This is a genomic window from Acidianus ambivalens (assembly GCF_009729015.1).
GTDB lineage: Archaea > Thermoproteota > Thermoprotei_A > Sulfolobales > Sulfolobaceae > Acidianus > Acidianus ambivalens.
On record NZ_CP045482.1, the window covers coordinates 1,513,651 to 1,538,222 of the forward strand.

General features: G+C 36.7%; 29 protein-coding genes and 2 pseudogenes. 15 read left to right on the forward strand and 16 right to left on the reverse strand.

The genetic code is table 11. The annotated features are described in order from the left end of the window. Positions 1-5: 5 nt before the first annotated feature. From D1866_RS08750 to D1866_RS08760, 3 genes are all read right to left on the reverse strand, one after another. A complete protein-coding gene (locus tag D1866_RS08750; protein ID WP_152939148.1) occupies positions 6-899 on the reverse strand; it encodes a 2-oxoacid:ferredoxin oxidoreductase subunit beta in 894 nt (297 codons plus the stop codon). Further along, positions 886-2,715 carry a 2-oxoacid:ferredoxin oxidoreductase subunit alpha gene (locus D1866_RS08755; RefSeq protein WP_152939150.1) on the reverse strand — a complete coding sequence of 610 codons (1,830 nt, stop codon included), beginning with the start codon at positions 2,713-2,715 and terminating at the stop codon, positions 886-888. The genes D1866_RS08750 and D1866_RS08755 overlap by 14 nt, the downstream gene beginning before the upstream one ends. 211 nt (positions 2,716-2,926) lie before the next feature. Continuing rightward, positions 2,927-4,075 carry an RNA-guided endonuclease TnpB family protein gene (locus D1866_RS08760; protein ID WP_152939152.1) on the reverse strand — a complete coding sequence of 383 codons (1,149 nt, stop codon included), beginning with the start codon at positions 4,073-4,075 and terminating at the stop codon, positions 2,927-2,929. Between the two features lie 173 nt (positions 4,076-4,248). Here D1866_RS08760 and D1866_RS08765 point away from each other — a divergent pair, with 173 nt between their 5' ends. From D1866_RS08765 to gltA, 3 genes are all read left to right on the forward strand, one after another. Further along, positions 4,249-4,986 (forward strand): CBS domain-containing protein, encoded by a 738-nt coding sequence (locus D1866_RS08765; protein ID WP_170254099.1) that lies wholly within the window; start codon positions 4,249-4,251, stop codon positions 4,984-4,986. Between the two features lie 92 nt (positions 4,987-5,078). Further along, positions 5,079-5,501, forward strand: coding sequence for a CBS domain-containing protein (locus tag D1866_RS08770; RefSeq protein WP_152939156.1), 423 nt, complete (start codon positions 5,079-5,081; stop codon positions 5,499-5,501). A 1-nt stretch (position 5,502) separates the two neighbouring features. Continuing rightward, positions 5,503-6,636: a citrate synthase gene (gene gltA / locus D1866_RS08775; protein WP_152939158.1), complete on the forward strand. Its 1,134-nt coding sequence runs from the start codon at positions 5,503-5,505 to the stop codon at positions 6,634-6,636. Positions 6,637-6,929: 293 nt separating this feature from the next. Here gltA and D1866_RS13520 read toward each other — a convergent pair whose 3' ends face one another. Then, on the reverse strand, positions 6,930-7,121 hold the full coding sequence (locus tag D1866_RS13520) for a hypothetical protein (RefSeq protein WP_231136296.1): 192 nt from the start codon (positions 7,119-7,121) through the stop codon (positions 6,930-6,932). Here D1866_RS13520 and D1866_RS08780 point away from each other — a divergent pair. Next, positions 7,084-8,037 carry an acyl-CoA dehydrogenase family protein gene (locus D1866_RS08780; RefSeq protein WP_231136456.1) on the forward strand — a complete coding sequence of 318 codons (954 nt, stop codon included), beginning with the start codon at positions 7,084-7,086 and terminating at the stop codon, positions 8,035-8,037. The genes D1866_RS13520 and D1866_RS08780 overlap by 38 nt on opposite strands. A 136-nt stretch (positions 8,038-8,173) precedes the next feature. Then, positions 8,174-8,497 carry an Lrs14 family HTH-type transcriptional regulator gene (lrs14, locus tag D1866_RS08785; protein WP_152939160.1) on the forward strand — a complete coding sequence of 108 codons (324 nt, stop codon included), beginning with the start codon at positions 8,174-8,176 and terminating at the stop codon, positions 8,495-8,497. A gap of 60 nt (positions 8,498-8,557) precedes the next feature. On the opposite strand, the gene D1866_RS08790 is transcribed toward lrs14, so the two are convergent. Continuing rightward, positions 8,558-9,478, reverse strand: coding sequence for a lactate/malate dehydrogenase family protein (locus tag D1866_RS08790; RefSeq protein ID WP_152939162.1), 921 nt, complete (start codon positions 9,476-9,478; stop codon positions 8,558-8,560). 205 nt (positions 9,479-9,683) lie between these two features. On the opposite strand from D1866_RS08790, the gene D1866_RS08795 reads away from it, so the two are divergent. Together D1866_RS08795 and D1866_RS08800 are read left to right on the forward strand one after the other, a co-directional pair. Next, entirely contained in the window at positions 9,684-9,992 is a 309-nt protein-coding gene (locus tag D1866_RS08795; RefSeq protein ID WP_152941305.1) for a hypothetical protein, read from the forward strand. Next, positions 9,979-10,440: a hypothetical protein gene (locus D1866_RS08800; RefSeq protein ID WP_152939164.1), complete on the forward strand. Its 462-nt coding sequence runs from the start codon at positions 9,979-9,981 to the stop codon at positions 10,438-10,440. The genes D1866_RS08795 and D1866_RS08800 overlap by 14 nt, the downstream gene beginning before the upstream one ends. A gap of 145 nt (positions 10,441-10,585) precedes the next feature. On the opposite strand, the gene D1866_RS08805 is transcribed toward D1866_RS08800, so the two are convergent. Next, complete coding sequence (locus D1866_RS08805; RefSeq protein ID WP_152939166.1) at positions 10,586-11,734, reverse strand: RNA-guided endonuclease TnpB family protein; 1,149 nt, start codon at positions 11,732-11,734, stop codon at positions 10,586-10,588. Positions 11,735-11,815: 81 nt separating this feature from the next. After that, positions 11,816-12,268: a hypothetical protein gene (locus D1866_RS08810; protein WP_152939168.1), complete on the reverse strand. Its 453-nt coding sequence runs from the start codon at positions 12,266-12,268 to the stop codon at positions 11,816-11,818. A gap of 153 nt (positions 12,269-12,421) precedes the next feature. Here D1866_RS08810 and D1866_RS08815 point away from each other — a divergent pair, with 153 nt between their 5' ends. The 4 genes and pseudogenes from D1866_RS08815 (at position 12,422) to D1866_RS08830 (ending at position 15,203) form a co-directional block, all read left to right on the forward strand. Further along, on the forward strand, positions 12,422-12,676 hold the full coding sequence (locus tag D1866_RS08815; protein WP_196773422.1) for a hypothetical protein: 255 nt from the start codon (positions 12,422-12,424) through the stop codon (positions 12,674-12,676). A 19-nt stretch (positions 12,677-12,695) separates the two neighbouring features. Further along, a pseudogene (locus D1866_RS08820) lies at positions 12,696-13,279 on the forward strand (cytochrome b N-terminal domain-containing protein); the annotation flags it as partial. Positions 13,280-13,489: 210 nt separating this feature from the next. After that, a complete protein-coding gene (locus D1866_RS08825) occupies positions 13,490-14,296 on the forward strand; it encodes a hypothetical protein (protein WP_152939170.1) in 807 nt (268 codons plus the stop codon). A 391-nt stretch (positions 14,297-14,687) separates the two neighbouring features. Then, on the forward strand, positions 14,688-15,203 hold the full coding sequence (locus D1866_RS08830; protein ID WP_152939172.1) for a hypothetical protein: 516 nt from the start codon (positions 14,688-14,690) through the stop codon (positions 15,201-15,203). Here D1866_RS08830 and D1866_RS08835 read toward each other — a convergent pair. From D1866_RS08835 to D1866_RS08850, 4 genes are all read right to left on the reverse strand, one after another. Next, positions 15,193-15,660, reverse strand: coding sequence for a GNAT family N-acetyltransferase (locus D1866_RS08835; RefSeq protein ID WP_152939174.1), 468 nt, complete (start codon positions 15,658-15,660; stop codon positions 15,193-15,195). The genes D1866_RS08830 and D1866_RS08835 overlap by 11 nt on opposite strands. Before the next feature lie 149 nt (positions 15,661-15,809). Beyond that, a complete protein-coding gene (locus D1866_RS08840) occupies positions 15,810-16,226 on the reverse strand; it encodes a type II toxin-antitoxin system VapC family toxin (RefSeq protein WP_152939176.1) in 417 nt (138 codons plus the stop codon). Then, complete coding sequence (gene vapB / locus D1866_RS08845) at positions 16,213-16,449, reverse strand: type II toxin-antitoxin system VapB family antitoxin (protein ID WP_187287282.1); 237 nt, start codon at positions 16,447-16,449, stop codon at positions 16,213-16,215. Before vapB ends, D1866_RS08840 begins: the two co-directional genes overlap by 14 nt. Positions 16,450-16,696: 247 nt before the next feature. Next, positions 16,697-16,948, reverse strand: a complete 252-nt coding sequence (locus tag D1866_RS08850; protein ID WP_231136297.1) for a hypothetical protein — start codon at positions 16,946-16,948, stop codon at positions 16,697-16,699. Positions 16,949-17,026: 78 nt separating this feature from the next. Between D1866_RS08850 and D1866_RS08855 the strand changes: the two are divergent. Further along, positions 17,027-17,262: pseudogene (locus D1866_RS08855) on the forward strand (zinc ribbon domain-containing protein); the annotation flags it as partial. Positions 17,263-17,323: 61 nt separating this feature from the next. Next, positions 17,324-17,683, forward strand: a complete 360-nt coding sequence (locus D1866_RS08860) for a conjugal transfer protein (protein WP_231136298.1) — start codon at positions 17,324-17,326, stop codon at positions 17,681-17,683. Positions 17,684-17,687: 4 nt separating this feature from the next. On the opposite strand, the gene D1866_RS08865 is transcribed toward D1866_RS08860, so the two are convergent. After that, positions 17,688-18,296 (reverse strand): conjugative plasmid protein (pARN3), encoded by a 609-nt coding sequence (locus D1866_RS08865; RefSeq protein WP_152939179.1) that lies wholly within the window; start codon positions 18,294-18,296, stop codon positions 17,688-17,690. Between the two features lie 192 nt (positions 18,297-18,488). On the opposite strand from D1866_RS08865, the gene D1866_RS08870 reads away from it, so the two are divergent. Next, the gene (locus D1866_RS08870; protein WP_152939181.1) at positions 18,489-19,190 is read left to right on the forward strand and encodes a hypothetical protein; all 702 of its coding nucleotides are present in this window, start codon (positions 18,489-18,491) and stop codon (positions 19,188-19,190) included. Further along, positions 19,187-20,071 carry a hypothetical protein gene (locus D1866_RS08875; RefSeq protein ID WP_152939183.1) on the forward strand — a complete coding sequence of 295 codons (885 nt, stop codon included), beginning with the start codon at positions 19,187-19,189 and terminating at the stop codon, positions 20,069-20,071. Before D1866_RS08870 ends, D1866_RS08875 begins: the two co-directional genes overlap by 4 nt. Before the next feature lie 125 nt (positions 20,072-20,196). Here the strand turns inward: D1866_RS08875 and D1866_RS08880 are convergent, their stop codons facing one another. The 4 genes from D1866_RS08880 to D1866_RS08895 form a co-directional block, all read right to left on the reverse strand. Continuing rightward, positions 20,197-21,486 carry an RNA-guided endonuclease InsQ/TnpB family protein gene (locus D1866_RS08880; protein WP_155861135.1) on the reverse strand — a complete coding sequence of 430 codons (1,290 nt, stop codon included), beginning with the start codon at positions 21,484-21,486 and terminating at the stop codon, positions 20,197-20,199. Next, positions 21,464-22,048, reverse strand: coding sequence for an IS607 family transposase (locus D1866_RS08885; protein ID WP_152939185.1), 585 nt, complete (start codon positions 22,046-22,048; stop codon positions 21,464-21,466). The genes D1866_RS08880 and D1866_RS08885 overlap by 23 nt, the downstream gene beginning before the upstream one ends. 785 nt (positions 22,049-22,833) lie before the next feature. Next, complete coding sequence (locus D1866_RS08890) at positions 22,834-23,229, reverse strand: PIN domain-containing protein (RefSeq protein WP_152939187.1); 396 nt, start codon at positions 23,227-23,229, stop codon at positions 22,834-22,836. Continuing rightward, on the reverse strand, positions 23,213-23,458 hold the full coding sequence (locus D1866_RS08895; protein WP_152939189.1) for a VapB-type antitoxin: 246 nt from the start codon (positions 23,456-23,458) through the stop codon (positions 23,213-23,215). The genes D1866_RS08890 and D1866_RS08895 overlap by 17 nt, the downstream gene beginning before the upstream one ends. Between the last annotated feature and the right edge of the window lie 1,114 nt (positions 23,459-24,572).

Here is a 24,572-nt window from a genome sequence, read left to right on the forward strand (position 1 = left end):
TACGATCAAACTTCTTTTTCCTTCAATATCTCGTCAATTATAGTAGTCGGCTTTCCTTCTTTCTCTATTTTAACTTTAGCAGGAGGCAGTATTTTATAGCTTGGACTTGCAGAAGATATCCTCTCCTCGAAGGTATCTCTTTCTTCCTTATAGAATATTCCTATAGGTATCCTATCACCCCATTCTAATGCCTTTTCCATTGCCTGCAAGAACTTTTTCTTCTTATCCTCTTCGTTTCTCACTACTGGGTCCCAATCAAGTTTGTAAATTCTCTTATCATACCATTCCTTAGTATTTATATCATTATAAGTTGGGCAAGGCTGGAGAACATCTATTAAAGCTAATCCCTTATGCTTTATAGCTTCCTTTATTAACTCCTTAAGATGCTTAACGTCGTATGCATAACCTCTTGCAACGAAGGTGTAACCGGAAGCGAGAGCAACAGTTAAAGGATTAATGTCGTCATTTATATTAGGCTTAGGCAAGGATTTAGTTTTTACACCTTTCTTCAACGTTGGTGAAGCCTGCCCCTTTGTTAGTCCATATACTCCATTATCGTGAACAATCACAGTTATATCCACGTTTCTCCTTCCTGCACTTACAAAGTGGCCTACTCCAATGCCTAGTTGGTCTCCGTCTCCAGCGTTAACTATTACCTCAAGCTCTGGGTTAGCTAACTTTATTCCTATTGCAAATGGTAAAGCTCTACCGTGAAGCGTATGAACTCCTGAAATGGGTATCCTAACGAAATGCGGTAGCTTCCCTGAACAACCTATTCCAGAGACAAGCACTACCTTCTTTAAGTCTATCCCTAGCTCACTTATTGCTTGTTGTTCAGCATTAAGTATACCGAAATTACCACAGCCTGGGCACCAATCGTTCCATTCAACTACCTGCATTTAACACCACCCTCTTTTCTCCTTTAATTGCGGATAAAATTCCATCCTTTACTTCGTCTCTGCCCATTGGTCTTCCGTTCCATTTAAGAATATAGTTCGTAACTTCTACTCCGTACTGCTTAAGTAAAATAGCTGCCTGAGCCTCGTAATTTCCTTCTATATCTATAATGAGATCCTTGTCTTCAAGCAATTTCTTTACACTCTTAGGGAATGGATTGAACATCCTAAGTTGAATTACCGCAAACTTTTGATCCAATTCCTCAACGGCATCTAATACTGCACCCTTAGGTGAGCCCCAAGTTACTATGGCATATTTTGAGTCCAAATCTCCGTAAACGTTGTACCTCTTTTCTTCTGGAATTTCTTTATCTGCAGTCTCCAACTTTCTCATTCTCTTCTCGTACATTTTTACTCTATTCACTGGATCTTCTGAGATGTGACCGAAAGTATTATGTTCGTCCCCTGTATAATATACCGTGGATTCGCCTAAAAGCAACCTTGGTGAAATTCCGGAATCTGTGAACTTAAACCTCTCATTATCGTTGCCTAATGTACTCCTCTCAATTTCTATATCGCCTCCTAACTCGTCTAGATCAACAATGGAATATGCATTGGCTAACGCTTTTTCAACTAAATGGATTACCGGTGTCTGGTATTTTTCAGCTAAATTGAAAGCCCATATTGCGTCCTTTAATGCCTCTACATGGTCTCCTGAAGCTATTACTATCCTAGGAAATTCTCCGTGACTAACGTGCATTGCGAAAAGTAAATCTGCTTGAGAAGTCCTAGTAGGTTGGCCTGTAGATGGTCCACCTCTCATGTAATAAGTTATTACTATTGGAACTTCGTTCATACCAGCCCAACCTATTCCTTCTGTCATTAAGGAAAATCCTGGACCAGAAGTAGCAGTTGCGGCTCTCACTCCCGTCAAAGCTGCTCCGGAAGCCATGTTTACTGCAGCTAGCTCGTCCTCAGCTTGAACTACAACTATAGTCCTTTTCCTCTTATCTCCAGTTACGGGGTCTACATAAAGGACTTCCTGATGTGCCTCTATAAACGTACTTTCGTCACTTGCTGGAGTAATTGGATAATAAGATTGGAAACCGATACCGGCATATATTTTGCCTATTGCAACTGCAGTATTACCGTCTATTTGAACTCTCCTTTTCTTCTGAGGTAATTCCTTCAAGTCGAAAATGGGTGATAATTTAACTTTATCTGCTGCGCTAAGGTTTAGCTTTACGAAAGTTTCTTGTTTAAAAGTCCTTTTTAAAGCCTCGTATAAGTAATCTTTCCTTAAACCTAAAAGATCGTAAGACGCTGATATAGCAATAGTATTCCTTGCTCTGTCCACAACGGAAAGCGGTAATTTCATTTCTTCTGCTACTTTCTTCAGTATTTCATCATAATCTATGCCTATAGTAGTTACTCCTTTACTCTCTAAATAGTCTATTACTTCCTTTACTGTCTTAAATGGTATTCTCTCTGCAGTTTCCGGTTCAATGCTCTGTATTCTATCTTTCTCTACATTAAGTACTCCTTTATTATAAATAATCACCTTCTGAACGTCTTGATAATGTTGAAAGACGGTCTCCGCGTCAAAAGAGGCCAAAATATCAACCTTATGCGAAATACTCCTAGCTTTTTCATCACATATTGTCAAGTTAAAATATGAGTGTCTGCCCTTAATGTTGGAATAATACTCTCTATTACCGTAAATGTAGTAACCGGCTCTTGCTATTGCATTACCGAAAATGTTTGCCGAGGTGTCAACTCCGGTTCCTTGTGCTCCTCCAATCATCCAAGTAATTTTCATTGCTCCTCAATCTATAATTATGGAAAAAGAATATTTAAAACAATGTAATGAATGATGAAAAGTTTACTAAAAAAGTTTAAACAAATAACTATTATTACCAGACAATCTTAGGGTAAAATATGCAGATATTATATTATATAAATAGACAAAACTTGATTAAAAAGAGCTAGATAGGGCGAACTGACTTCCTCCCCGCCAGCGAGGGTTCCCCTCATCGATTCGCTCTTACATCCCTCATTTGAGGGGCAGTCGAGAGGCTCAGAGAACCCCTCCCATTAAGATTAACTACTGCAATAACGTAGCGATCATTCTCATAACCACATGAACACCTAAACCAACGATGGGAAACCTCAACCATCTTTTGCCCACACTTAGGGCATGAGACTGAAGAATAACTGGGATTAACAAACTCAACAATCATCCCACGCTTCCTAGCTTGCCACTCAATCCAATATTGAATACGACGATACTGCATAAGATACAGTTTGTCGTGAAACTCCTTCGGCAATCTATCTACGTTTTTGATGAGGTTCTTAAGACTCTCCAACTTAATAACATTAGCACCAAAATCTCTAGCAATTTCAGCAACCCACTTCCCCACTTTCCTAGCGAAATCCTCCATAACCCTCTTAGCCTTTTGATGGAAAGAACGGACTCTATACAAGATCCTCTTATTCTCCCTCCACCTTCTAGGGTATTTCTTTTGCAGGTTTTCGGCTAATGACTTCCAGTGATGAACCTCTTCGAGACGAGTTGGAATCCTAACGTAGTGTATATCATCCTTCCCAACTACTATCTCACTCATGTTTATATCAACGGCAACACTTTCCTTTGGCTCAACCTTCTCTTCTTCTTTCTCAAAAACGACCTTGAGGAAAGCCTTTCCATCCTTAACCACTAACCTAGCCTCCTTCATCCTCCAACCCATGTACTCCTTGAGGTTTCTAGAATAACCCAGAATTTGAAGTTCTCCAACACTTGCAATCCTAACAGTCATTCTCTCGAAGTTCACGCTATAACTTGCCTTTGGTGTTAGCCAAACAGTGGGTTTGTACACTCTTGGAAACCTACCCTTTTTAGGATTATTATACCATCCCTTGTATATTGAAAGGGCATCCCTATAGCAATCCTCAGCAACCTTTGATGGTAGATTATACTCCTCCCTTAACCTCGTGTACAACTCCTCGTGGACTTTCGAAAGCACTCCCTTCTCGTCTGGGTTCGGGACATTTTCCTTCAGCCAGAATAGGGTGAAACGGAGTGCCTTAACGTAGTTATTCACGAGGGCTAGGAGGGAATCAGATAGAGCGATCTTCATCGAAACAGTTGCTCTGATCGCTTTATTTCCCCTCCTAGCCATTAATGAAGTTTAAGAAAAAGAAGTGTTTAAACACGGGGCTATCCATCTGGCGAGGCTTTCCGCCCCCTTAACCCCCAACTTTGTAAAATAATTATTTATTGTCTACTCATGGAAGAATTGGAGCGAGCTATTTAACTAAAAGTTTATGAATGAGGAAAAAGATAATTATAATTATGAAAGTAGGAGAAGCAATGAGTAAAATAGTCGTAACGGTGAGGTCTGAGGACAGTGGAAAGGAAGTTATTGAAGCCCTTTCGTCAACGCCATCCGGAAGACTAATAGTAATGAGCGGAGATGAACCGGTGGGCATAATATCCTCCAGAGACGTAGTTAAGGCATATTCAAAAATGGAGGATAACGTTTTTGAGGCAAGGGCCGACGAAATTGCCACAAAAGGAGTAATTACTGTTGACGAAAATGAGGAAATAGGAAATGCTGTAAGGATCATGGCAAGTAAAAAGATAGGCAGTTTGGTAATAACCTCTGGTAAGGTATTGAGAGGAATCTTTACGGAAAGGGACGTTATAAGACTACTATCAAAGATGACATTCTCCGGATTAGTAGAATCAATAATGAGCACTGACGTCATAACAATTCCTTCAAACGTGGACTTGCTTTTTGCATCCAAACTTATGGAATACGAAGGCGTTAGGAGGTTACCAGTAGTGAGAGGAAAAGAAATTGAAGGAATAATCACTGCTGCAGATATAGTTAAAGCGTTAGCGAAAGGTCTTCATATGGTAAACGAAATTGAGACAAGAAACCCAATAGGAGTTAAAAGTGACGACCCTATAATGAAGGCAGTGAGAATAATGAACGAGAAAAGAATAGGTTCGCTTTTAGTTGACGGAATTAAGGGGATCGTGACTGAAAGGGATGTTCTCTACGCATCATTAAACGAAATACGTTAAGTTTTCTTCTTTCTTTTTATTAAGTATAAAATAATTCCTATAATAGTTAATTAGCGATAATTTTATAATTATCTAAAAGTATATTATAATTTATGACAAGTAAAGTTAAATTCCTAATATCTAAAACGCTAGTAACAGCTGAAAAAGGAACAAAGTTAGAGGACGTTGTTAAGATGATGGCTTCAATGAACATAGGCTCTGTTATAATTACTGATAAAGAGAAACCGGTTGGTATAATTACTGAAAGAGACATAATAAGAGCTCTCGCAGAGGGAATTCCTCTCACTGAGAAAATAGAGAACGTTGGAACAATGGATTTAATTACAGTATTCGAGGACGACAGTATTTATACTGCTGCAGAGAAGATGAACAAATATAACATAAGGCATCTTGTCGTTATAGATAAAGAAGGTAATTTCAAGGGTGTAATATCAATTAGGGACCTTATCAGAGAAAGTTACGTTCTAAAGGCTTTGGCTAACGTTTCACAGGAAGAATGGTTAGGAAGTGATTAAAATGAGTGAGGTAAGTAAAGGCTTAGAAAACGTTTTCATAAAGACTACGTCACTTACTTACATTGACGGAGAGGCAGGGATTTTACGTTACGGAGGGTACGACATTAACGATTTAGTGGAAAACTGCGAATATGAAGAAATAATTCACCTCATGCTCTTCGGAGATCTGCCTTCAGCTTCTCAGTTACAGAAGATAAAGGAAAAGACAAACGAAAGCTATAACGTACCTTATCAAGTATTTGAGGTTTTAGAAAAGCTTCCTCACGACGCTGATGCAGTAGGAATGTTGGAGACTGCATTTAGTATGCTGAGTTCATTTTACAATTATCCTTGGAAGAAGGACGAAAACAAATGGAGGGCTATAGAAATAATAGCCAAGACTTCTACCCTAGTCTCCAATATTTATAGGATAAAAGAAGGAATGAAGCCTAGATTACCAGAGCCTTCGGACAGTTATGCAAGGACTTTCCTAGAAACTGCATTCTCAAGGAGACCTTCAGATGAGGAAGTGAAAGCGATGAACGCTACGCTAATAATTTATGCAGACCACGAAGTTCCGGCATCAACTACTGCGGCATTGGTAACTGCATCAACTCTTTCGGACATGTATTCCTGCATGGTTTCAGCCTTAGCGGCACTTAAGGGTCCTCTTCATGGGGGTGCGGCAGAGGCTACGTTTGAACAACTTAAGGAGATAGGAGACCAAAGTAAGGTTGAGGAATGGTTTGATAAAAAGATAATTAAGGAAAAGAACAGACTAATGGGCTTCGGTCATAGAGTTTACAAGACTTACGATCCTAGGGCAAAAATATTCAAGAAATACGCTGAAGAAATTGCGAAAACTCCTGAGGCAAAGAAGTACTTAAGGATAGCTACAAAACTCGAGGAATTAGGAATTAAACATTTTGCTGAGAAGAGAATTTATCCCAACGTTGACTTCTATTCAGGAATAGTATTTTACTCTCTTGGATTTCCTGAGTATATGTATACTACCTTATTTGCGTTATCCAGGGTTTTGGGATGGCTTGCTCATATAATAGAATACGTTGAGGAACAACATAGACTAATTAGACCTAGAGCTTTATACGTTGGACCAATAAAGAGGGATTTCGTTCCATTAAAATATAGAGAATAAGAAAAAGGAATTATCTTTTTAATAAATTTTATATTTATAATATAGAGTATAATAACGTATATAAGTATAATTGAACTTAAGAAATAATTTTTTATTTATTGGCAAATCTTATTTTATAATTCATATCGTTTAATGAAGAGCTAGCTTCCTTCTCATTCAAGTAGACTAGGTTATAAGTTTTGAAAAAGAAGTATATAGTTGCATTAGATGAAAATTTAATTCTCAAAACTACTTTTTGATATGGACTTCGAATTTTCCGATGAGGAAAAAATATTCCAAGAAAACCTTAGAGACTATTTTTCAAAGTCTCTAAGACCTAGGTTAAGGGAAATTGATGAAAAAGGAATTCCCAAGGATTTCATACTAGACGCCTCCAAGGTTGGCTTATGATCATTAACGTTTTCAGAAGACGTAGGAGGACAACACGCATCATTTACTTTAGCATCAATTGCTGCAGAAGAAATCGCAAGGGCAGATTTTACCATGGCTACCGCAGTATTTTTCTTACTAGAAAATAGTTGGGGCTACATCTTAGATAAATATGGTTCAGAAGAACTAAGAAAGGAAGTTTTGCATAAAGTGGCTAGCGGAGAGAATTTTCTCGGAATAGCCTCTACAGAGCCTTCCGGAGGAAGTGACGTTGCAAACCTAGAAACTTCAGCAAAAAAAGAAGGAGGAAAATACGTAATTAACGGAGAAAAAGCTTACATAAGCGGAGTTATGGAGGCAAAAGAAATGGGCGGAGGTCACTTAACGCTTGTTAGAACTGGAGGAAAAGGACATAAAGGAATCTCGATGATCTACGTTCCTATAAACTCTGAAGGAATAACGGTCTCAAGAATTGAAAACATGGGTAGAATGGGAATATCTACTGGCATAATAAAATATGATAATGTGAAGATTGATGAAAAATTCCTAGTTGGAGAGGAAAATAAAGGCTTTTATTACGCAATGGATGGCTTTAATCACGCAAGAGTTTTGGTGGCTTCTGCGTGTATTGGTTCAGCTGAGGCAATACTTGAGGAAGGTTTAAAGTACATAAAAGAAAGGGAAGCATTTGGCGTAAAACTGAAAGATTTACAATCAATTGCCTTTGAGGCTGCAGAGTTATATACTAAATTAGAAATGGCAAGGCTACTCGTTTATAAATCAGCCTGGATGTTGGATCACGAAGAGAAGTACAAGGACGAAATACCGAAGTTTTCCGCAATGGCCAAATTAATTGCTCCCCAAACAGCGTTTGACGTAATCAAGAGCGTAATGATATGGTTTGGTGCATATGGTTATACTAAAGATGCGTTAATTGAGTCAGGAATGAGGGGACTTATGTCTTACCTAGTAGGCGCAGAAGGCGCGTTGAACATTATGAAGTTGATAATTTCCAAAGAGATATTGAAGTGAGAACCACACATCACTTTTTAAATTATTACTGACCGCTATTAACTTTAGTTAAAAATTATTTTTTATAATTTATCTTAGTATAATCTTCAATAAAAAAGATAAAAAAGTTTTTTAGGTTGATTAACAAACTTATCTTATGGAAACGCAAATAGATATAAGGCACAATATTAAATGCTGTTATAAGCTTAGTGAATCAGACGTAGATGTTTTTCTAAAAATCCTCGAAGTAAGAAGACCTATAACTTCGCAAGAATTATCAAAGATGCTAAAGGTTAGTAAAACTACTGTTGACGGAAGTTTGAAAAGGTTAGTCGATATAGGTCTAGTAATAAGGAAAAAATCGGAAAACGGGAAAATAGGTAGACCTACCTATATATATTATTTGCCGGTAGGAATAGAGGAAAAAATTGAAAACGATTTAAAAAGATGTGCAGATCAAATGCTTAATACAAAGGTATAGAAAAGAGAAAACAACAAGAAAGAAAAAGCGAAAAATAATCAAAATTTATTTCTTCTCTTTTTAGCTTACTATTTCTCCTTCAGTCTTAATGCTCTTTAACATATCCTTATATACGCTATAATAATCCTTCATTGCTGCAATCAGATGCCACCTATCATCTTCACTTAGATGATCTTCTAATGTTGGGCCTATTTTACTTCCAACTACTGTAGGAATACTAATATGAATTATCTCGTCCTCGTATTGTCTTGGCACTGCAATACTCATTACCCTATTTTCATTGAGCATAATAGCCTTAATTATGTCAGCAATTATCGTTCCTGGTCCCCAAGTTGTCCCACCCATTACCCTTATTATATCTCCTGGGATTCTTTTTACGTACTTTTCAATTTGCTCTTTAGGAAGATCTTCAACTTGTTTACCGTTAACTGCAACAGTGCTCCATAATACTACTGCGTCCTCGCCATGTTCTCCTCCAACAAAACCATCAACTTGACTAACTGGAACATGAAGGATCTTTGAAATGTAAGCCCTTAATCTCATGCTCTCAACTTGGTCTCCAGTGCTTATAACGTATTTCTTGGAATACTTTGCAAACACCGAAGCCATCATGTCAACAGGGTTTGTTACCATTACATACACTGCCCCGGGATTCCTTTTTGGCAATTCCTTAGCTAAGTTAATAATAATTTTTGCATTATCAGCAAACAAGTCTCTCCTACTCATTCCAGGCTTTCTTGGCCTTCCCGCGGAAATTACCACTATGCCAGAGCCTGTGACGTCATCTATTGAATTTGTACCTATTACTTCAGTGTCTATTCTAAGTGAAGCAAGTGCATGCCTAAGTTCGTGTTCAAATTTTTCTGGAAGTTCTGGAATAATATCATAAAGGACTACTTCATCAAATATTCCCTTAGTTATTGCTGAATAAGCTATCGTTTGACCTATTTTTCCTATACCAATGAAGGAAGCTTTTATCATGATTATCATTATAATATTCTTTACTAAGAATTTAAACTTTTCTTAATCTATTTATATTCGAAAAATATAAAGTTTTATACATTTCATTATCGTTGATAACTCTAAAAATCAAGAAAAAATGTTTATTAAATTCTTCTTATTAAACTGATAAACTTATGATAATAACATTTATTAACTGAGTATACATATATACATATTGGTAGACATGAACTATTCAAGAATACCCGGATTACTAGGAGTTTACAAACTTCAAGGAGGCAAGTTTACTAAGGTCGAAGGAGAAGGCATAAACGTAGACGTGGAAAAGCTAACTAATATAGTAATGGAAAACATGAGAATAGGAGAAGAGGAAGCAGGAAAGATAGGACTAGGTTCTTTACAAGGATTTGCCATGATTTTAGACGATACAGGCTTTGCTTATATTAACGGAGTGCTTGTAGTTGTTGATGCAGTGAAAACCAACTGGGATTTAGTCATAAAAACCTTGGAGGGGATAATGTATGAAAAGAGTTAAGGGCTATATAGGTCACGTAAAAATAGATAAGGAAGGGAAGGTTGTAGAGTCTAACGTGGATAATGCCGATGAAATTGCAAAAATTCTAAAATTTAACGTAGAAAAAGGAAATCAGGAGGCCAAAGAATTAGGATTCAATAAAATCAACGGCTTTGCGATGTTTGGCTCAACAAAAAGCTTAACCTTTATGAAAGATACTGCACTCCTAGTGGATAATAAAAAAGCCGATTGGCAGGAACTATTTACTACTTATACATACATGAAATCCTGGCTAATAGGGGGGATAGCGTTACTCGTTCTCTCACTAATATTATATTACCTTGCAATATTTACTTCCTACATGGACTACTTCGCCCCAGAGCCAAGGTTTTATACTCCCACAATATTATTGCTAATTTCCATCTTTATGATAGTCTTATCGAAGTCAAAGTATAGCTATAGGCTATAGTAAAGAGATACTCTCTTTCTTTTTCCTTTATTTAATTTGAGGTAAAGGTAAGAAAGATACTCCTAAAATCATGAAAATTACTGATAATGTTAGTAATATTGCCCCGAGCTTAGACTGACTTCCTCCCCGCCAGCGGGGGTTCCCCTCATCGATTCGCTCTTACATCTCTCATTTGAGGGGCAGTCGAGAGGGTCAGAGAACCCCTCCCATTAAGATTAACTACAGCAATAACGTCACGATCATTCTCATAACCGCACTTTAAACAACGGAAATACCTATAACCCACCTCAACCATCTTTTGCCCACACTTAGGGCATGAGATTGATGAATAACTAGGATTAACAAACTCAACAATCATTCCATGCTTCTTAGCCTGCCAAGAAATCCAATACTGCAAACGACGGTATTGCATCAAATAGAGTTTGTCGTGAAACTCTCTTGGTAATTTATCTACATTCTTGATGAGGTTCTCAAGGTTCTCCAACTTAATGACGTTAGCACCAAAATCTCTAGCTACTTCAACAACCCACTTCCCCACTTTTCTAGCAAAATCCTCCATAACCATCTTAGCCTTTTGATGGAAAGAACGAATCCTGTGAAGGATCCTCTTATTCTCCCTCCACCTCCTTGGGTATTTCCTTTGTAGACTTTCAGCCAAAGACTTCCAGTGATGAACTTCTCCAAGACGAGTTGGAATCCTAACGTAGTGTTTGTCTTCCTTGCCAACTACTATGTCAGCCATGTTAATGTCTACGGCAATACTTTCCCCTGGTTCAACCTTCTCTCCTTCTATCTCAAAAACGACCTTTAGAAAAGCCTTCCCGCCTTTGACCGCTAACCTAGCCTCCTTCATTTTCCAACTCATGTAGTCCTTGAGGTTTCTAGGATAACCCAGAATTTGAAGTTCTCCAACACTTGCAATTCTAACAGTCATCCTCTCGAAGTTCACGCTATAACTTGCCTTTGGCGTTAGCCAAACAGTGGGTTTGTACACTCTAGGAAAACGTCCCCTCCTCGGATTATTATACCAACCCTTGTATATTGAAAGGGCATCCCTATAACAGTCCTCAGCAACCTTTGAAGGTAGATTATACTCCTCCCTTAACTTCTCATACAACTCCTCGTGGACTTTCGAAAGCACTCCCTTCTCATTCGGGTTTGGAACATTTTCCTTCAGCCAGAATAGGGTGAAACGCAGTGCTTTAACGTAGTTGTTCACAAGGGCTAGGAGGGAGTCTGATACGGCGATCTTCATCGAAACAGTTGCTCTGATCGCTTTAACCCTCCTAGCCATTAATGAAATTTAAGAAAAAGAAATATTTAAATATAAGGGGGATATCCATCCCCGCCTTAAAAGGCGAGGCTTTCCGCCCCCTTAACCCCCTTCTCTGTAAAAAGATAATTTTCCCTTTAGCATGTCAAGTTCCTCAATTGAAGAAGGATCTATTGACTTATAAGCCTTGAATATTCTCTCAAATAGAAATGCAACATTAAGTCCTACAAAAAACCCTGCCAAACCTAAAATACCCCCTACAAGTATCGAAAATCCCCAACCTGTAAGCAGAACTTTCTGAACAACCTGCATTCCGCCGTCTTTATAATATCCTATCATGTAGTGAATGAATTCTCCAGCTCCGAAAACTACTGTTATCATACCGGTAGATTCTATGAATGAAACAAGAGACGGAAACAATGAAGTTAAAATTTCCTCCTCTTTTTCTAACTTTTCTAATTTTGGAAAGAATAATCCGAAGAGCAAAACTGCTCCATAATATATCATGCCGAAAAAACCGTGAATTACGTTTAAAATAAAATTTATTGGAACCAAGCCTATCGCCTAAAGAGAATATACTAATGCACCTATGGAAGAGATTATGGCAATCATGAAAGATATTGCCATTAAGTACGAGAAGTCGTAATTATAGGTAGCATAAAAAGCTAAACCAACAAATATTGCAGTTATTAATCCAAAGTAAAATTGATGGTAGTAGGTTTAATATGGTGGACTGTACCATTCGTGACTATAGGATATTTAATGAGCATTGAAGGTTACTTAGGTTTGATAAGGAGAGTGATAGCTTATCCAGCAATGTTCGTACCTTACATGGAGTTAATATCGTTTTTAGCGGAAGTGGGAATCCCAGGTTTAGTTTTAACAATCTCAACAGCACTAGGAGAGTTCATCAAAAGCGAGGTCAGCACGTCTACTTCAATCCAAATATCCCCCCTGGAGTAATGGCTAAGAGGCGATAAAAATGGAGAGAAAGAAAGGTTTTCTAGATTCGATATTAGATAGAATAGGAATAAATGAGGCCCCGCTATTTAGGACTCCGGACTACATGTATAACGTATCATATTGGCTGGGGGCATTAGTTACTGCAGCTTTCGCTTACACTGTAATAACTGGTTTAATTCTTCTCCTCCTTTATGAGCCCGCTGCAGCTTACTGTTCAACGCAAAATATAATATACCACGTGCCTTACGGGCCTGTAATTTTATTCAGCCACCTTTACGGAGCTTACATAATGATAGTCCTCGTTTATATACACATGTTCAGGAACTTTTATAAAGGAGCTTACAAGAAGCCTAAAGAATTACAATGGGTTTCTGGAGTATTATTACTTGCTTTAACCTTGGGAGTATCGTTCTTTGGTTATAGCTTGGTAGGTGACGTGTTGGGAATTGATGCAGTGGATATAGGCTCATCGCTTTTGATAGGTACGGGCTTCCCCGGTGCAACTACTATAGTTGTTGGCTATTCGGCCCGGGCATTGATGCCGTGCAATCGAGCAACCCAATAGTGAGGAGTGAGTTCTTCGATAGAATATTGGGTTGGCACAAAGTTAAACTAATAAGAAGTTTATAAAGAGATTTCAATATCGCCTTATGTGATGCTTTTGTGGCTTACTTCAATTTTTCAAATATATAACTTTAAACTTGCTTTTAATTCGACAGAGATTTAGAATCTATAGTGAGCATATAGCCTTAGAAAATTCAACTACTCGCTGATGCAATAAATATTTATTAAAAACCATTATGAAATCTCTTAATGCACAGTAAGAAAGAATTAGTTGAAATACTGGAAAAAGGCGAGTTCTCTAAGTTAGAAAAAGACGACTTTAATCAAATACTGAAGTTAATAGATGAAGATGAGGAGTTTTTCGCTCAATATTTCGACATGGCTACGGACGCGTTAACTTACATAATCTCAACAAAGGGTTACATAGACTGGCTTTTGAGAGATGACATAAACGTTTACGTAGTGAAGGACGTAGTAAGTAAATACGCTAGTGTGATGAGGGCTTATGAGTTCGAGAAGGTTATAGAATACATAGAACCGGACTTCTTATTCATTTACGATATTCTGAGGAAGTTACCTAAAGGTAGGCTTAAGGAGTGGATTGGGTTAATATTTGACAAAGAGTATTTCGATGAATGGAAGATGCTGAATAGGGAATATACAATCCTAGCCGGGGCGATTTTAATTAAAAATAGGAGTCTTCTAATTGACACACACTCTAAAAAGCTTGAAGCCTTTGCTTATTCATACAACTTTCCCGAATTCGTGAAGAAAAATTACAAGTTGGGATCTAAAGAAGACTATTACTCAATGGTAATAAGGGCTAACTTACACCTAGAAGATCCAATAAAAGTAATTGAAGGGATGTTAAAGAGAAATAAACATTACCACTTAACTTATAAGGCAATACTAAACCTGGCTAAAAAGTACCCTGACGCGCCATGGATTGCACTAGAAACTCTTAGGAGTAGGGATCTGAGATTAAAAGAAAATATAAAATTACTAAACTTCTTAAGTAGAAACGTGGGCAGTATTGGAAAAGGTGGCCTTAAATAACCTCTCGATTAGTCCGCTTAGACCTTCGCTATGAGTATGTGTAAAAATTTGTATAGAATTTCAATTTTTTCAGAGTCCATGTTGAACTTACTTTTAATTAAACAGAGCAATCTATCCAGAAAGACGAAAATCTATACCGCCTAGGACTGAAAACCGTAAGGAGAAAATGCCTATGTATTTCCTCACCTAAACTTCGATTCATTTATAACAACACTCACGAATCAAATCTTCCTTAAGTTCTACATTGTGCACTTCACTTTTCTTCAAAATCTACTAGGTGTTTATCTTCTATTACTACAACTTTTCCAAAAGTACTGCAGAACTAGAAACTTTTGGCAAAACGCCAACTATTTTGAATAAACTTATTAAATATAAGGATAAATGCAATCTTATGAGGACATTATTAAAGATAGGATTAATCTTCATAATCCTCAGCTTCGTAGTAGGAGGCGTAGGGGCATTCTTTATCTTGAGAACAATTTCCTCGTTTTTCGTAACTCCTACTAACGTTACAGTAATTACTATAAGCGGTGACTCAAACTTCACTGTACATTACGTCAACAACGGTAGTGCAATTTGCTTCTATTACGTCAATACCTCTTGCGTAAAAATACTCGGAATACCCCCTTCAGCTACGAAAGTAGAGAACGACATAAACGGTAAGACTGTGTCAAGGAGTTTCATATTCCTACCTACAGAAAAAGAAGGAAACATAACCATAGTAAACCCCAATCCTTTCCCAGTTAAAGTTATTTATAAGCTTTCTTACATACCTCCATCCTATGCAAATCCCCTTAAGTCATTTTTAGATCTACTGCTATCCTCCGTCGTAACGTTCCTCGTTGCGGGCGCCTTGCTCATAGTAGGGCTTATATTAATAATATTAGGAGTAGTACTTAAGAGCTAACATACGACGCCACGCTCTCAACTATCAAAGGTTTCTCTCCATAAACTTCGTCACTAGTAAAAGTCAATTTAAATCCAAGCTTTTTGCCTATTTTAATCATTGGAATATTTTCCGGCAAAGTGTAAAACCTTATTTTCTTTAATCCCATTTCCTTACCTAGTTCTATTAACTTCTCCACTATTGCAGTTCCTATTCCTCTCATCCTAAAGTTCGGATCAACAACTAACGAAAATTCTCCGTCGTCGTAAATAGTCCCCTCGGCAATTACTTTACCTTCCTCATTCTCAGCAATTATAGTTATGTGATCTCCCTGTTCAGTCACCAACTTCCTAACTTCCTCTTCGCTTGGCCTATAATAATGGAAGAACCTCAAGTAAAGGTCCTCATTAGATAACCTGCTGTAAAGCTCGTAAACCTTCCTCCAATCGTCAGCTTTCTTCATAACAATTTCCTTCATACATAATACTTTAGAATGAAAGTTTAAATATATATTGGAATCTTTCTTACCTGACAATTTGTGTACAAGGCTTTTGCTATCACTTTTCATTCAGATTTAAGCCGGATCAAATATTTCCTTATGTAAGGTTATATGTAATGCCATGTATTTCAGTAAGGTAATAAAAAATACTTTGAAATTTCTGCATAATTTCTAACTCCTCTTAACAGTTTTTCATCGGTAGTCAATATTACGTCATTTACCTTCTCGGCTAAAGCTATTAGTGCAGCATCGTAAGTTGTTAAGTTATACTTTAAGCTCAGCTCATAAGTTTTTCTAGCTAATTCTCTACCTTCTACCACTTTACACAAATTTATGTACGACAACCCTCTCTCTAATATTTCCTTACCTTTCTCGTCACTTAACTCATTCCTCACAATCCTTTTTCTTATAACGTTAGGAAATTCGTAAAATATTAAGTCAAGAAAATAGCATTCATCAGTTTTCTCCAATTCTTCTCTTACAAAATTGCTTAACTTCTCCGGGACGTAAAGCGCTAAAAGTGCTGAAGTATCAATGATAGTCATCTCTATCTTCCCTAATTAGTTCTGCAGAGGATGAATAATAGCCGTGAGTTTTTAAAAGCTCTTCCCTTATCTTGTCTGCCTCTTCTAATTCCCTCCTTTTTTTCTCTTTTCTTACAACTTCCTCCAAGTATTTCCTAACAAGCTCGGCATAATCTATCCCTAATTCTTCCAAATCCTTCTTAAGCTTCTCGTCAACTCTTATCGATATAACAGTGGTGGTCATATTGTTTTCTTTTTTCGTAAACATTTTAAGTTTACTAATAACGGGAAGGCTAAACACTTCCATGAGGCTTTAGATCGTTAAGTAGCTGTACTCAGTAAGGTTCGCAAAAGTGAGAATACCCGCTTATTTCTAAGCTTTAATCCCAACATTCTACAGTCCGCGACCCTTCAACTTAAACTCGAGTGATCATCCCCTCTTGATATCCCTAGGCCATTTAACCAATTTATAAATTAAGAATCTTCATTAACTAAAATTCAGCCTTTACTTTCTTTTTTAGCTCGCTATCATTAGATATGACTTCGAGCCTTTTTTCTAATGCAGTCATAACGTGGATCGAATCTTCTAGATCCATATCATATCTTTTAACGTTATCCACAATTTTACTCCATTCCGGCAGTTCTAAGTATTCTATTTCTAGGCTCTCCAGTGCATTATCGTAATCCTTTAATGACCTACCAAGTATTTTACCCAATACGACTATCAATAAAAATGGAGTCACTATCGTCTTCCTTGCTTAACCAATTTTTGCTTTTTCACCATAAGTTTTATCTACAGTAAGGTAATATACAGCACATTTTTGCAGTATCGGATTGGTTGGCAAGCTAGGAAGCGTGGGATGCTAGTTCAGTATGTTAATCCCAGTTATTCTTCAATCTCATGCCCAAAATGTGGTAAAAGGATGATCGAGGTTTCCCATCGTTGGTTTAGGTGTTCATGTGGTTATGAGAATGATAGAGACGTTATTGCAATTATGAACCTCAATGAGAGGGGCTCTCTGACCCTCAAATGAGGGATGTAACCCCGAACCAATGAGGAGAACCCTCGCTGGCGCGAGGAAGTCAGATTAGCAATAGCTACAATAAGATATGCTGTGATGATGGCAATTATAGCAACAATACCATTATGGGCAACGTTATGGCTTTTAGAGTGGACGCAGAGAATAGCAATGGTCGTAGTCGATCTTTTAATCGGTTTGATGATAGCAGGGTTAGTTGCTGCTATAACGTTTGCGATCTTAGCAACAACCCCATTAGGTGCATTAGCGTTTATAATCGACCCAATAGCTATGTATAGGGAATTTTTGCAGTCTAGTATACTTCGTTTTCCAGGAGAACAAATGCTAGGAACCTTCAAGAAAAATAAGAATCAAGGTACAAATGAAGGCAATGGGTCGTCGTCTAGTAGTACAGAATCTAATGGACTCTCAGAATCTCCAGCTGGAATGTATATGTAAAAAATTAGCTAAAATTTAAGTTAAACCTATTTTTTACATAATTTAGCTTATTATAAGGGTCGTCTACGTCTAGTATTGTTATATCTCTTCCGTCAACCGTTAAGACGTGCCAGTCCCCTATTTCTTTGTAAATAGGGGCTATAATGTTGAGGATTAAACTAGGTCTATTAGCAACATTTTCTTGCCTTACATTCATTATAACTATCGATTTAACTTGGCTCCACGATACAACAAGCTCCCCTTCCAATTCATTAGCAATTCTGCCAAACCTCTTTCCAATCTTTACTAACTTAATTATTCCAAACACGCTGCCCATGATTACCCCGACGCCGATTAAAGTTGGGATCCAGTATACAGGATAATTGAAACCTGTACGCAACGCAACAGAAACCAAAAAATATATTACAAATATAGTAATAAAAGCTAAAATTATTATCCCTATTGCTATTCCCAACGTAGCAATGAAACCTCCCATCCTCTTTGCTCTATTCATTCTGTAAATTCCATCATTTGCAGCAGCATATAACGGAACAAAAACTCTAGAAGTCATCATTTGATATCTAGTTTGCATCGGGTTAAGGACTACTATTTCATTATAGTTGAATTTCCTCATCGTCATTCACTTTTTATTCTCCTTCTATAGCTAAATACTTTTCGCTGAGAATTTCAAACTCTACGGGAGTTTAGCCTAAAAATTACCATGAACTCTAGAAGAGTTAAAGGGGGAATAAGGGCTAACTGCAGGATAGTTAGAGAAAAGTTTTTTGTATGGTGTCTTATAAGTATATAATGTAGATTGATAGTTATGTCAGTCGAACTTTCAATTCCTTTTGAGGAATATTATAATTCTTTACAGGGAGTGAAAAATAGGAACTTCCCTGTCGAACTTCTAGAGAAAATGAAGGATTATTTGATTGAAAAATATGAGAAAAATTTGTTTGAGATCTATGAAGATTTATTAATATTAGTTCTAAACCCTAAAGATGAAAACAAACTAAAAATACTGTCGGAAGAGACTGAAAAAATAAGGGAAGATTTTGAATTATACAACTCACTATTAGAAAACAATACCACTATAGGAGAATATGCAGAAATAACAATGAATGGGTTACAGAAACTTATTGACGGATTGAAGAAAAATGAAGAAGAGTTCTACAAAGAGGTATTAAATTCCGGCAACCCTAATTTCCTAATAACCGCTTATTATTCGTTGTATTTACGCTTCGTAACAACAGTATACTTAAAACTACATAAGATTAACATAACCGATCCTAACATAAAAACAAAAGATTCTAAAATTAAAAATATATTTAACATTGCTAATTTCCTAGTAGGATTTTTCGGGATGCCTATATTGATATATATAAAGAAAAAAGAAGTATTCCCTTATATATCTGAGCTAAGCGGAGCATTATTACATGCACTAGTTGCCGATAGGGCACCTATACCCTCAAAGGACTCCTTAGGTTATTATCTATTTTCAAAGATCCACGCTGATAACTCATGAGTGAAAAGGAAACTTTTTTCTTAGATACCAATATTGTTATAAAATGGATATATAGAGAAATTTTGAATGAAAATCCAGCTGTTGAATATTTTATTAACTCATTAAGTAAAGGACAATGCGTTATACTTCATATCAATTTAATTGAATTTGAGACAATAATTTACGACGCTTATAATATAACCTCCCATGTGATTTATGAGAAAATACTATCTAGACAGGATTGGGATAAACTAGGGGTAGAAGATAAACTAGGAGTTCTTGAAGATATTAGAAAGAATTTTGAGCAAATCTATGAACAAATACTAACTAAGTACTATAATGGACAGATTTTACCAGGCGGAATAAGGCAAATACTTGCAAAGGAGTTCTTCATAAAGTTAGAAGAAAAGTTGCTCAACTCAAATCTTGAAGCTCTTAGGAATCATATAGTTTTAAATGAGAGAACACAGGATCTAATTGACTATTTAGCTAGTACGGAATATTTAATCAAGCAAAAATGCATTGTACTTGACGATACTAAAATACTTTTTAGTGATAATACCATCAGACAAATTCAGCTAATTTATGAAGGTATTAATGCACATATACGCAAATTAAAGTCCAAAGGATATAACAAGACGCCAAGTAGAAACGATCAGTTGATATTTGTATACCTCTTTTTGTTATTACGTGGCAGGATTTATGATAAGATCGTTTTCATTACAGATGATAATGATTTTGAAAGAATGCATAATACTGTGTTGGATCATTTAAAGGATATTATAAATGGAAATGCAGATCCTCGCGGAGACTTTAAAGAGTATGCCATTGAAGCTAACGATATATTAAGAAAATTAGTAATCAAAGGTATCAATGACTTAATCACCAAACAAAAGGGATAATTATAACTTTTAACTATCCTAGAGCTATTTTCATTCTAATTATATCTAAAAACTCATGGAACACCATTAAAGCTTCAGATGCAATAAAACCATAATCTATAATACTCACTTTAGGGGTTTGGGCTTCATTGAATTTTCATGAAATTGTATCTAATTCTCAGCCCTTGGGCTTCAACAGAGTCACGGGGAAACCCGTTACCCCTCCGCCCCTTTAGCGGGATAACCCCAACCCACACCCGCGGAATATCACGGATGTGGGGAAACTCGCACATCTTGAGGTAGATGTTGAGAGATGCGTTTAGTTGTCTATCCATGGTGAACCCACATCTCTCGCAATGAAAAGTCCTGCCAACCTTTCGGGAAACCCATCCACATCTGGGGCAGGACTTGGAAGTGAGGTGCGGGTTCACCTCCTTCAAGAAGGAACCGTAAAGAGGAGCCTTATACTTTAGCACACGGTGAATTGACCTCCATACAGTTTTCGAAATCTTCTTGGACAGTTTGTCGCTAGCGTCTCTAAACATCTCTTGCTTATTCAGTTTTTCAACAGCAAACAACGTGAGAGGATACATTTCAAGCAACTTATTCACGAACCTGTTAACATAATCCAGCACACGGTTCCTCTCACGGTGGGAATACTTCCTCAACAACTCCTTCCCCTTCCTACTGTGCTTTGAAGCAAAAGACTGTATTCTACCCCTCTTCAACTCCATACCGTACTTCATACTGTACAACTCCTTCATTGAAAACGTGATAAACTTCTCACCATCGTAAGCATCTAGAGTATAAAGGTTACTATCAATAGAGAGAAAGTCAAGGGGAGTAAACCAAGGTAATCTGTAACGAAATGGTAAATACACCTTATCCTCCTTAATTATGGGCTCACCTAGTTCAAGCCCTTTAACCCGCTTAGAAAACCAAGTGTGAGACCAAGAGAATTTGACGTATTCATAAGGTCTTACAGTAATCCTTACGCTCTCGCCATCAACCTTCCTAAGAGTTGATTTTACCCTAACGTAAACCTTCTTCAATCTAGGTTTCATCAGTGACGCTTGTCCCTTCTCAGCCCTCCTCTTCCAACTCCTTAAAATGGAATAAGCGTCGTTTATTGCCTTATCCACGTAGTGTGAAGCTAAGTTGTTGATCTTCTCTAGCTCATCCCTCAAAACCTTGTACACTTCCTTTTTCTTAGGCAAGGTTATTTTAACCTTAGTGAGTACTTTCTTTCCCTTCTTCACTTCTTTTCTCTCTACCTTCACCTTCTCCCATAACCAGTCTAATGCTTTCTGTAGTAGCGTCTTGTAGTTCTCTAGTAATATCTTGCTTTCCTCCTTCTTATCATTCTCCAAGGAGTAAGTTAGGTAAATGTACTCCTCCTCTGGTTGGAGTGATTTAATTCTTAAGTTCTTCGACACACTTTTTCACCTTTTCGTATTTTTGACTCCTCATTCCTTGCAATTTTCCGCTAAATGATACTAGGATTGAGATTAGGTCTTCTACTAGCTCTTGTTCTGGTGTTTTGTCTTCCATATTAAGAACTACTATTTCGCAATTATGTGCTTTGCACACTTCCTCTATTATCTCGAAACCAAACCTAACTAGTCTGTCTGGGTAAGCTATGACTACTTTCGACACCTCGTTGTTCAGAATCATCCTTAACAACTTGAGGAATCCTTTTCTCTTCATGTTTAATCCAGATCCAATGTCTGTTATTACTTGGTCGTATTCTTTGACGTTCTCCTCTAGGTATTTTACTTGGTTTACCAGGTCGTCTTTTTGTGTGTTTGATGATACCCTAGCATAAAGTATCACTTTCCTCCTTCTTACAATACCCATCAGTTTTTCTACGTCCTCTTCTCTGAACCTCCACTTCCCGCTCTGTAGTATTACTGGTTTGATGTAACCCTTCTTTACGTAGCTCTGTAAAGTGCGGTATGATATTCCTAAGCGTTGGCAGACTTCTTTAGGTTTTAACATTGTAATTAGTTTTACATACAAAGTATATAAACTTCACGGTTTATTGGAAACTGTTGGCAACGGCCTAATCTGAACTATAAGTTTCTTATTCTCTGTGTTTTCCTTCTTTTCTTTGAAGAGAAGGGGGCGGAAAGCCTCGCCAGATGGATAGCCCCGTGTTTAAATCTTTTAGTGACGCTATCGACGCTCCTTGCTGAATGGGACTGTGGGAGGAGCAACCAGTATCTCCTAAGGGACTAGAGCTTGGTGATGATCTCTCTGACCCTCTCGACTGCGATGTAATCCCGAACCAATGAGGAGAACCTCGCTAGCGCGAGGAAGTCAGTCTGCTTTACGAGCTCTTTATAAATCAAAGTTGAATTTAATGGAAATTAATAAGTAAGCTTAGTATCTAAGAAAATGAGCTAAACCGCAAAACATCTAAAAACTGCCTTAAGGAACTAGGAATTACAGGCTTTACAGTTATCTAATTTACTTCTTCCGCAGGCCATTGGTTACTGAACAGAATGCTTTCTAAGAAGTTTTAACTACTGAGATCCCTCTTATTCCTTCAACTAAAATGTGAAGTTTTATTATCAAATTTGTTAAATTCCAGTTTTAAATACTTCAGAGTCGATAGTTATTAAATACAAAAATTACAGATTAAGAATTCTTAACATTAATGAATGACCAATTTATTAAATTTCTTAATTACTAAATAGTTATTATTTTTCTTTCAATCTCTACACATTACTTACTCCCGTGCGTTAGCAGTCCGGCAATGACAGCGACATTATTCAATCCAACTATTCATTTTCTATAAATAAAACATTATCAAACCTTTTATCTTTCAGCTCTTTCTCCATTTTGAACAAAGCCTTAACTTTTAGACCTTTAGCTGCGGCAATAACAGAGGCATCAAGTATAGAGAGTGAATTATTACACTTTACCTCAACTATATAATCTGAGAAATCTAAAGCATTAACCAACTCAAAATAGCCTGAATCTAATAATTTCTTAACCAACTCCTTAGCTTTACTTATTCCGTATTTCCTGCATATTACGTAAGTTATTTCAATTAATGTTAAGTTAGTAATTACAGGCTTTAATTTTCCATCCTTGACCAATTTAAGAAATTTTTCACCCAACTCAGATCCTTCTAAAACCTCAACTATTAATCCGGTATCAACAACTACTCTCATCTTCTCTTCTCGACCTCTCAAATTCTTCCCTTATACCTTTTGCGGAACCCAAGAGGGAAAAAAGTAACTGCGGGTCCTTCTTTAAGTTCTTATTCTCTTCATAAAAGGATATTAAATATTCTACAGTATCGTTCAGACTAACCCTCTTTCCCTTGTTTAACTGCAGCTCAGCTGAAATCTTAACCAATTTCTCCTTAACTTCCTTGCTAACCCTTATAATTTCACTCATAAGATAAACTCTACGTATATGTATATAAAGTTTACATTGTATACACTACTTAGTCGATTCTTCAATCCCTTTTGGGATGCAACCATCACTCTTAGAAGCAGTTAAAATACCTAAGAACTTTATCTTTCAATCCCTTTTGGGATGCAACTCTAAATTAGAAAAGTACAGAATTCCAACCAATGATAACTTTCAATCCCTTTTGGGATGCAACTGTTTGTTTTATTAACCTCTGTCCTTATTTTCTCTTTTCTCATTAATAAGTTTTCATTACACCTCTTAGTTCTTCATGCGACCGATTTTCCTTGTAATTTTAATTTCGTAATACGGTCGCATGGTCTTTTTCACTAATTGAAAGAGAAAATGTATTTATAAGGCTTCAATTCTTCTTTTGATTCTCGCAACGGTCGCATTGAGGCTAAAACTTTATCGCTTTTAAACTCTTAATAAAACTCGAACCTTTTCCTACTATTTATCTGTATTAAACAATTCAAAGATTATCACATTCATTGAATTATATTTAGATTGATGCCCTTAATATATTAACTATTTTTAAAATTAGGCACAGTTATATTTTTAAATAGATTTTTAAACATCGTATTTTCCCTTGTTTATTCCTTCGCGTGGAAATAAAAATCGTTTATTATCGTGTTAAATTAATAAACAGTTAAAACTTTCTATCCAGCATGGGAGTGTTTTTACACTCTTGTAAGAGGTTCATAGAAACAGACGAGAGGGAAAAGAAAGAAAAAAGGAGTGTATTAGAAGAATATAATAAATGGATAAACGCTACCCTCTAAAGGCAAGCTCAAGTCGTTATTGCGACCTCTCTAATGTTACTCAAGGACTTTATCAATTATCAGCAGAGTTTTTATTACTTATAGTTACTATTTTATAATCAGTTTATCTTATAATTTTCGGAATATAGTTATCTTTTATAATTATGGATCTACTATAACTTAGAAATATTATGATAAAAACCTTTAGGAATAGCATAAATCTTCGGAAAATAATTGCGAATAATCTAAGAGAAGATAGTTTGCCTTATGTATTATGCATTCTGGATTTCTAGCTGATATATTAGGCCGGGATATTATGAAGAATTAAAAGGACTCGG

Coding starts and splice junctions, on each gene's coding strand:
- D1866_RS08875 (WP_152939183.1), top strand. CDS start 19,187: ATGAGTGAAAAGGAAACTTTTTTCTTAGATACCAATATTGTTATAAAA.
- D1866_RS08830 (WP_152939172.1), top strand. CDS start 14,688: ATGAGGACATTATTAAAGATAGGATTAATCTTCATAATCCTCAGCTTC.
- D1866_RS08840 (WP_152939176.1), bottom strand. CDS start 16,226: ATGACTATCATTGATACTTCAGCACTTTTAGCGCTTTACGTCCCGGAG.
- D1866_RS08760 (WP_152939152.1), bottom strand. CDS start 4,075: ATGGCTAGGAGGGGAAATAAAGCGATCAGAGCAACTGTTTCGATGAAG.
- D1866_RS08795 (WP_152941305.1), top strand. CDS start 9,684: ATGAACTATTCAAGAATACCCGGATTACTAGGAGTTTACAAACTTCAA.
- D1866_RS08750 (WP_152939148.1), bottom strand. CDS start 899: ATGCAGGTAGTTGAATGGAACGATTGGTGCCCAGGCTGTGGTAATTTC.
- D1866_RS08765 (WP_170254099.1), top strand. CDS start 4,249: ATGAAAGTAGGAGAAGCAATGAGTAAAATAGTCGTAACGGTGAGGTCT.
- vapB (WP_187287282.1), bottom strand. CDS start 16,449: ATGACCACCACTGTTATATCGATAAGAGTTGACGAGAAGCTTAAGAAG.
- D1866_RS08885 (WP_152939185.1), bottom strand. CDS start 22,048: ATGTTAAAACCTAAAGAAGTCTGCCAACGCTTAGGAATATCATACCGC.
- D1866_RS08815 (WP_196773422.1), top strand. CDS start 12,422: ATGGTAGTAGGTTTAATATGGTGGACTGTACCATTCGTGACTATAGGA.
- D1866_RS08895 (WP_152939189.1), bottom strand. CDS start 23,458: ATGAGTGAAATTATAAGGGTTAGCAAGGAAGTTAAGGAGAAATTGGTT.
- gltA (WP_152939158.1), top strand. CDS start 5,503: ATGAGTGAGGTAAGTAAAGGCTTAGAAAACGTTTTCATAAAGACTACG.
- D1866_RS08805 (WP_152939166.1), bottom strand. CDS start 11,734: ATGGCTAGGAGGGTTAAAGCGATCAGAGCAACTGTTTCGATGAAGATC.
- D1866_RS08870 (WP_152939181.1), top strand. CDS start 18,489: ATGTCAGTCGAACTTTCAATTCCTTTTGAGGAATATTATAATTCTTTA.
- D1866_RS08825 (WP_152939170.1), top strand. CDS start 13,490: ATGCACAGTAAGAAAGAATTAGTTGAAATACTGGAAAAAGGCGAGTTC.
- lrs14 (WP_152939160.1), top strand. CDS start 8,174: ATGGAAACGCAAATAGATATAAGGCACAATATTAAATGCTGTTATAAG.
- D1866_RS08835 (WP_152939174.1), bottom strand. CDS start 15,660: ATGAAGGAAATTGTTATGAAGAAAGCTGACGATTGGAGGAAGGTTTAC.
- D1866_RS08770 (WP_152939156.1), top strand. CDS start 5,079: ATGACAAGTAAAGTTAAATTCCTAATATCTAAAACGCTAGTAACAGCT.
- D1866_RS08755 (WP_152939150.1), bottom strand. CDS start 2,715: ATGAAAATTACTTGGATGATTGGAGGAGCACAAGGAACCGGAGTTGAC.
- D1866_RS08860 (WP_231136298.1), top strand. CDS start 17,324: ATGATGGCAATTATAGCAACAATACCATTATGGGCAACGTTATGGCTT.
- D1866_RS08865 (WP_152939179.1), bottom strand. CDS start 18,296: ATGAGGAAATTCAACTATAATGAAATAGTAGTCCTTAACCCGATGCAA.
- D1866_RS13520 (WP_231136296.1), bottom strand. CDS start 7,121: ATGGTAAAATCTGCCCTTGCGATTTCTTCTGCAGCAATTGATGCTAAA.
- D1866_RS08890 (WP_152939187.1), bottom strand. CDS start 23,229: ATGAGAGTAGTTGTTGATACCGGATTAATAGTTGAGGTTTTAGAAGGA.
- D1866_RS08790 (WP_152939162.1), bottom strand. CDS start 9,478: ATGATAAAAGCTTCCTTCATTGGTATAGGAAAAATAGGTCAAACGATA.
- D1866_RS08800 (WP_152939164.1), top strand. CDS start 9,979: ATGAAAAGAGTTAAGGGCTATATAGGTCACGTAAAAATAGATAAGGAA.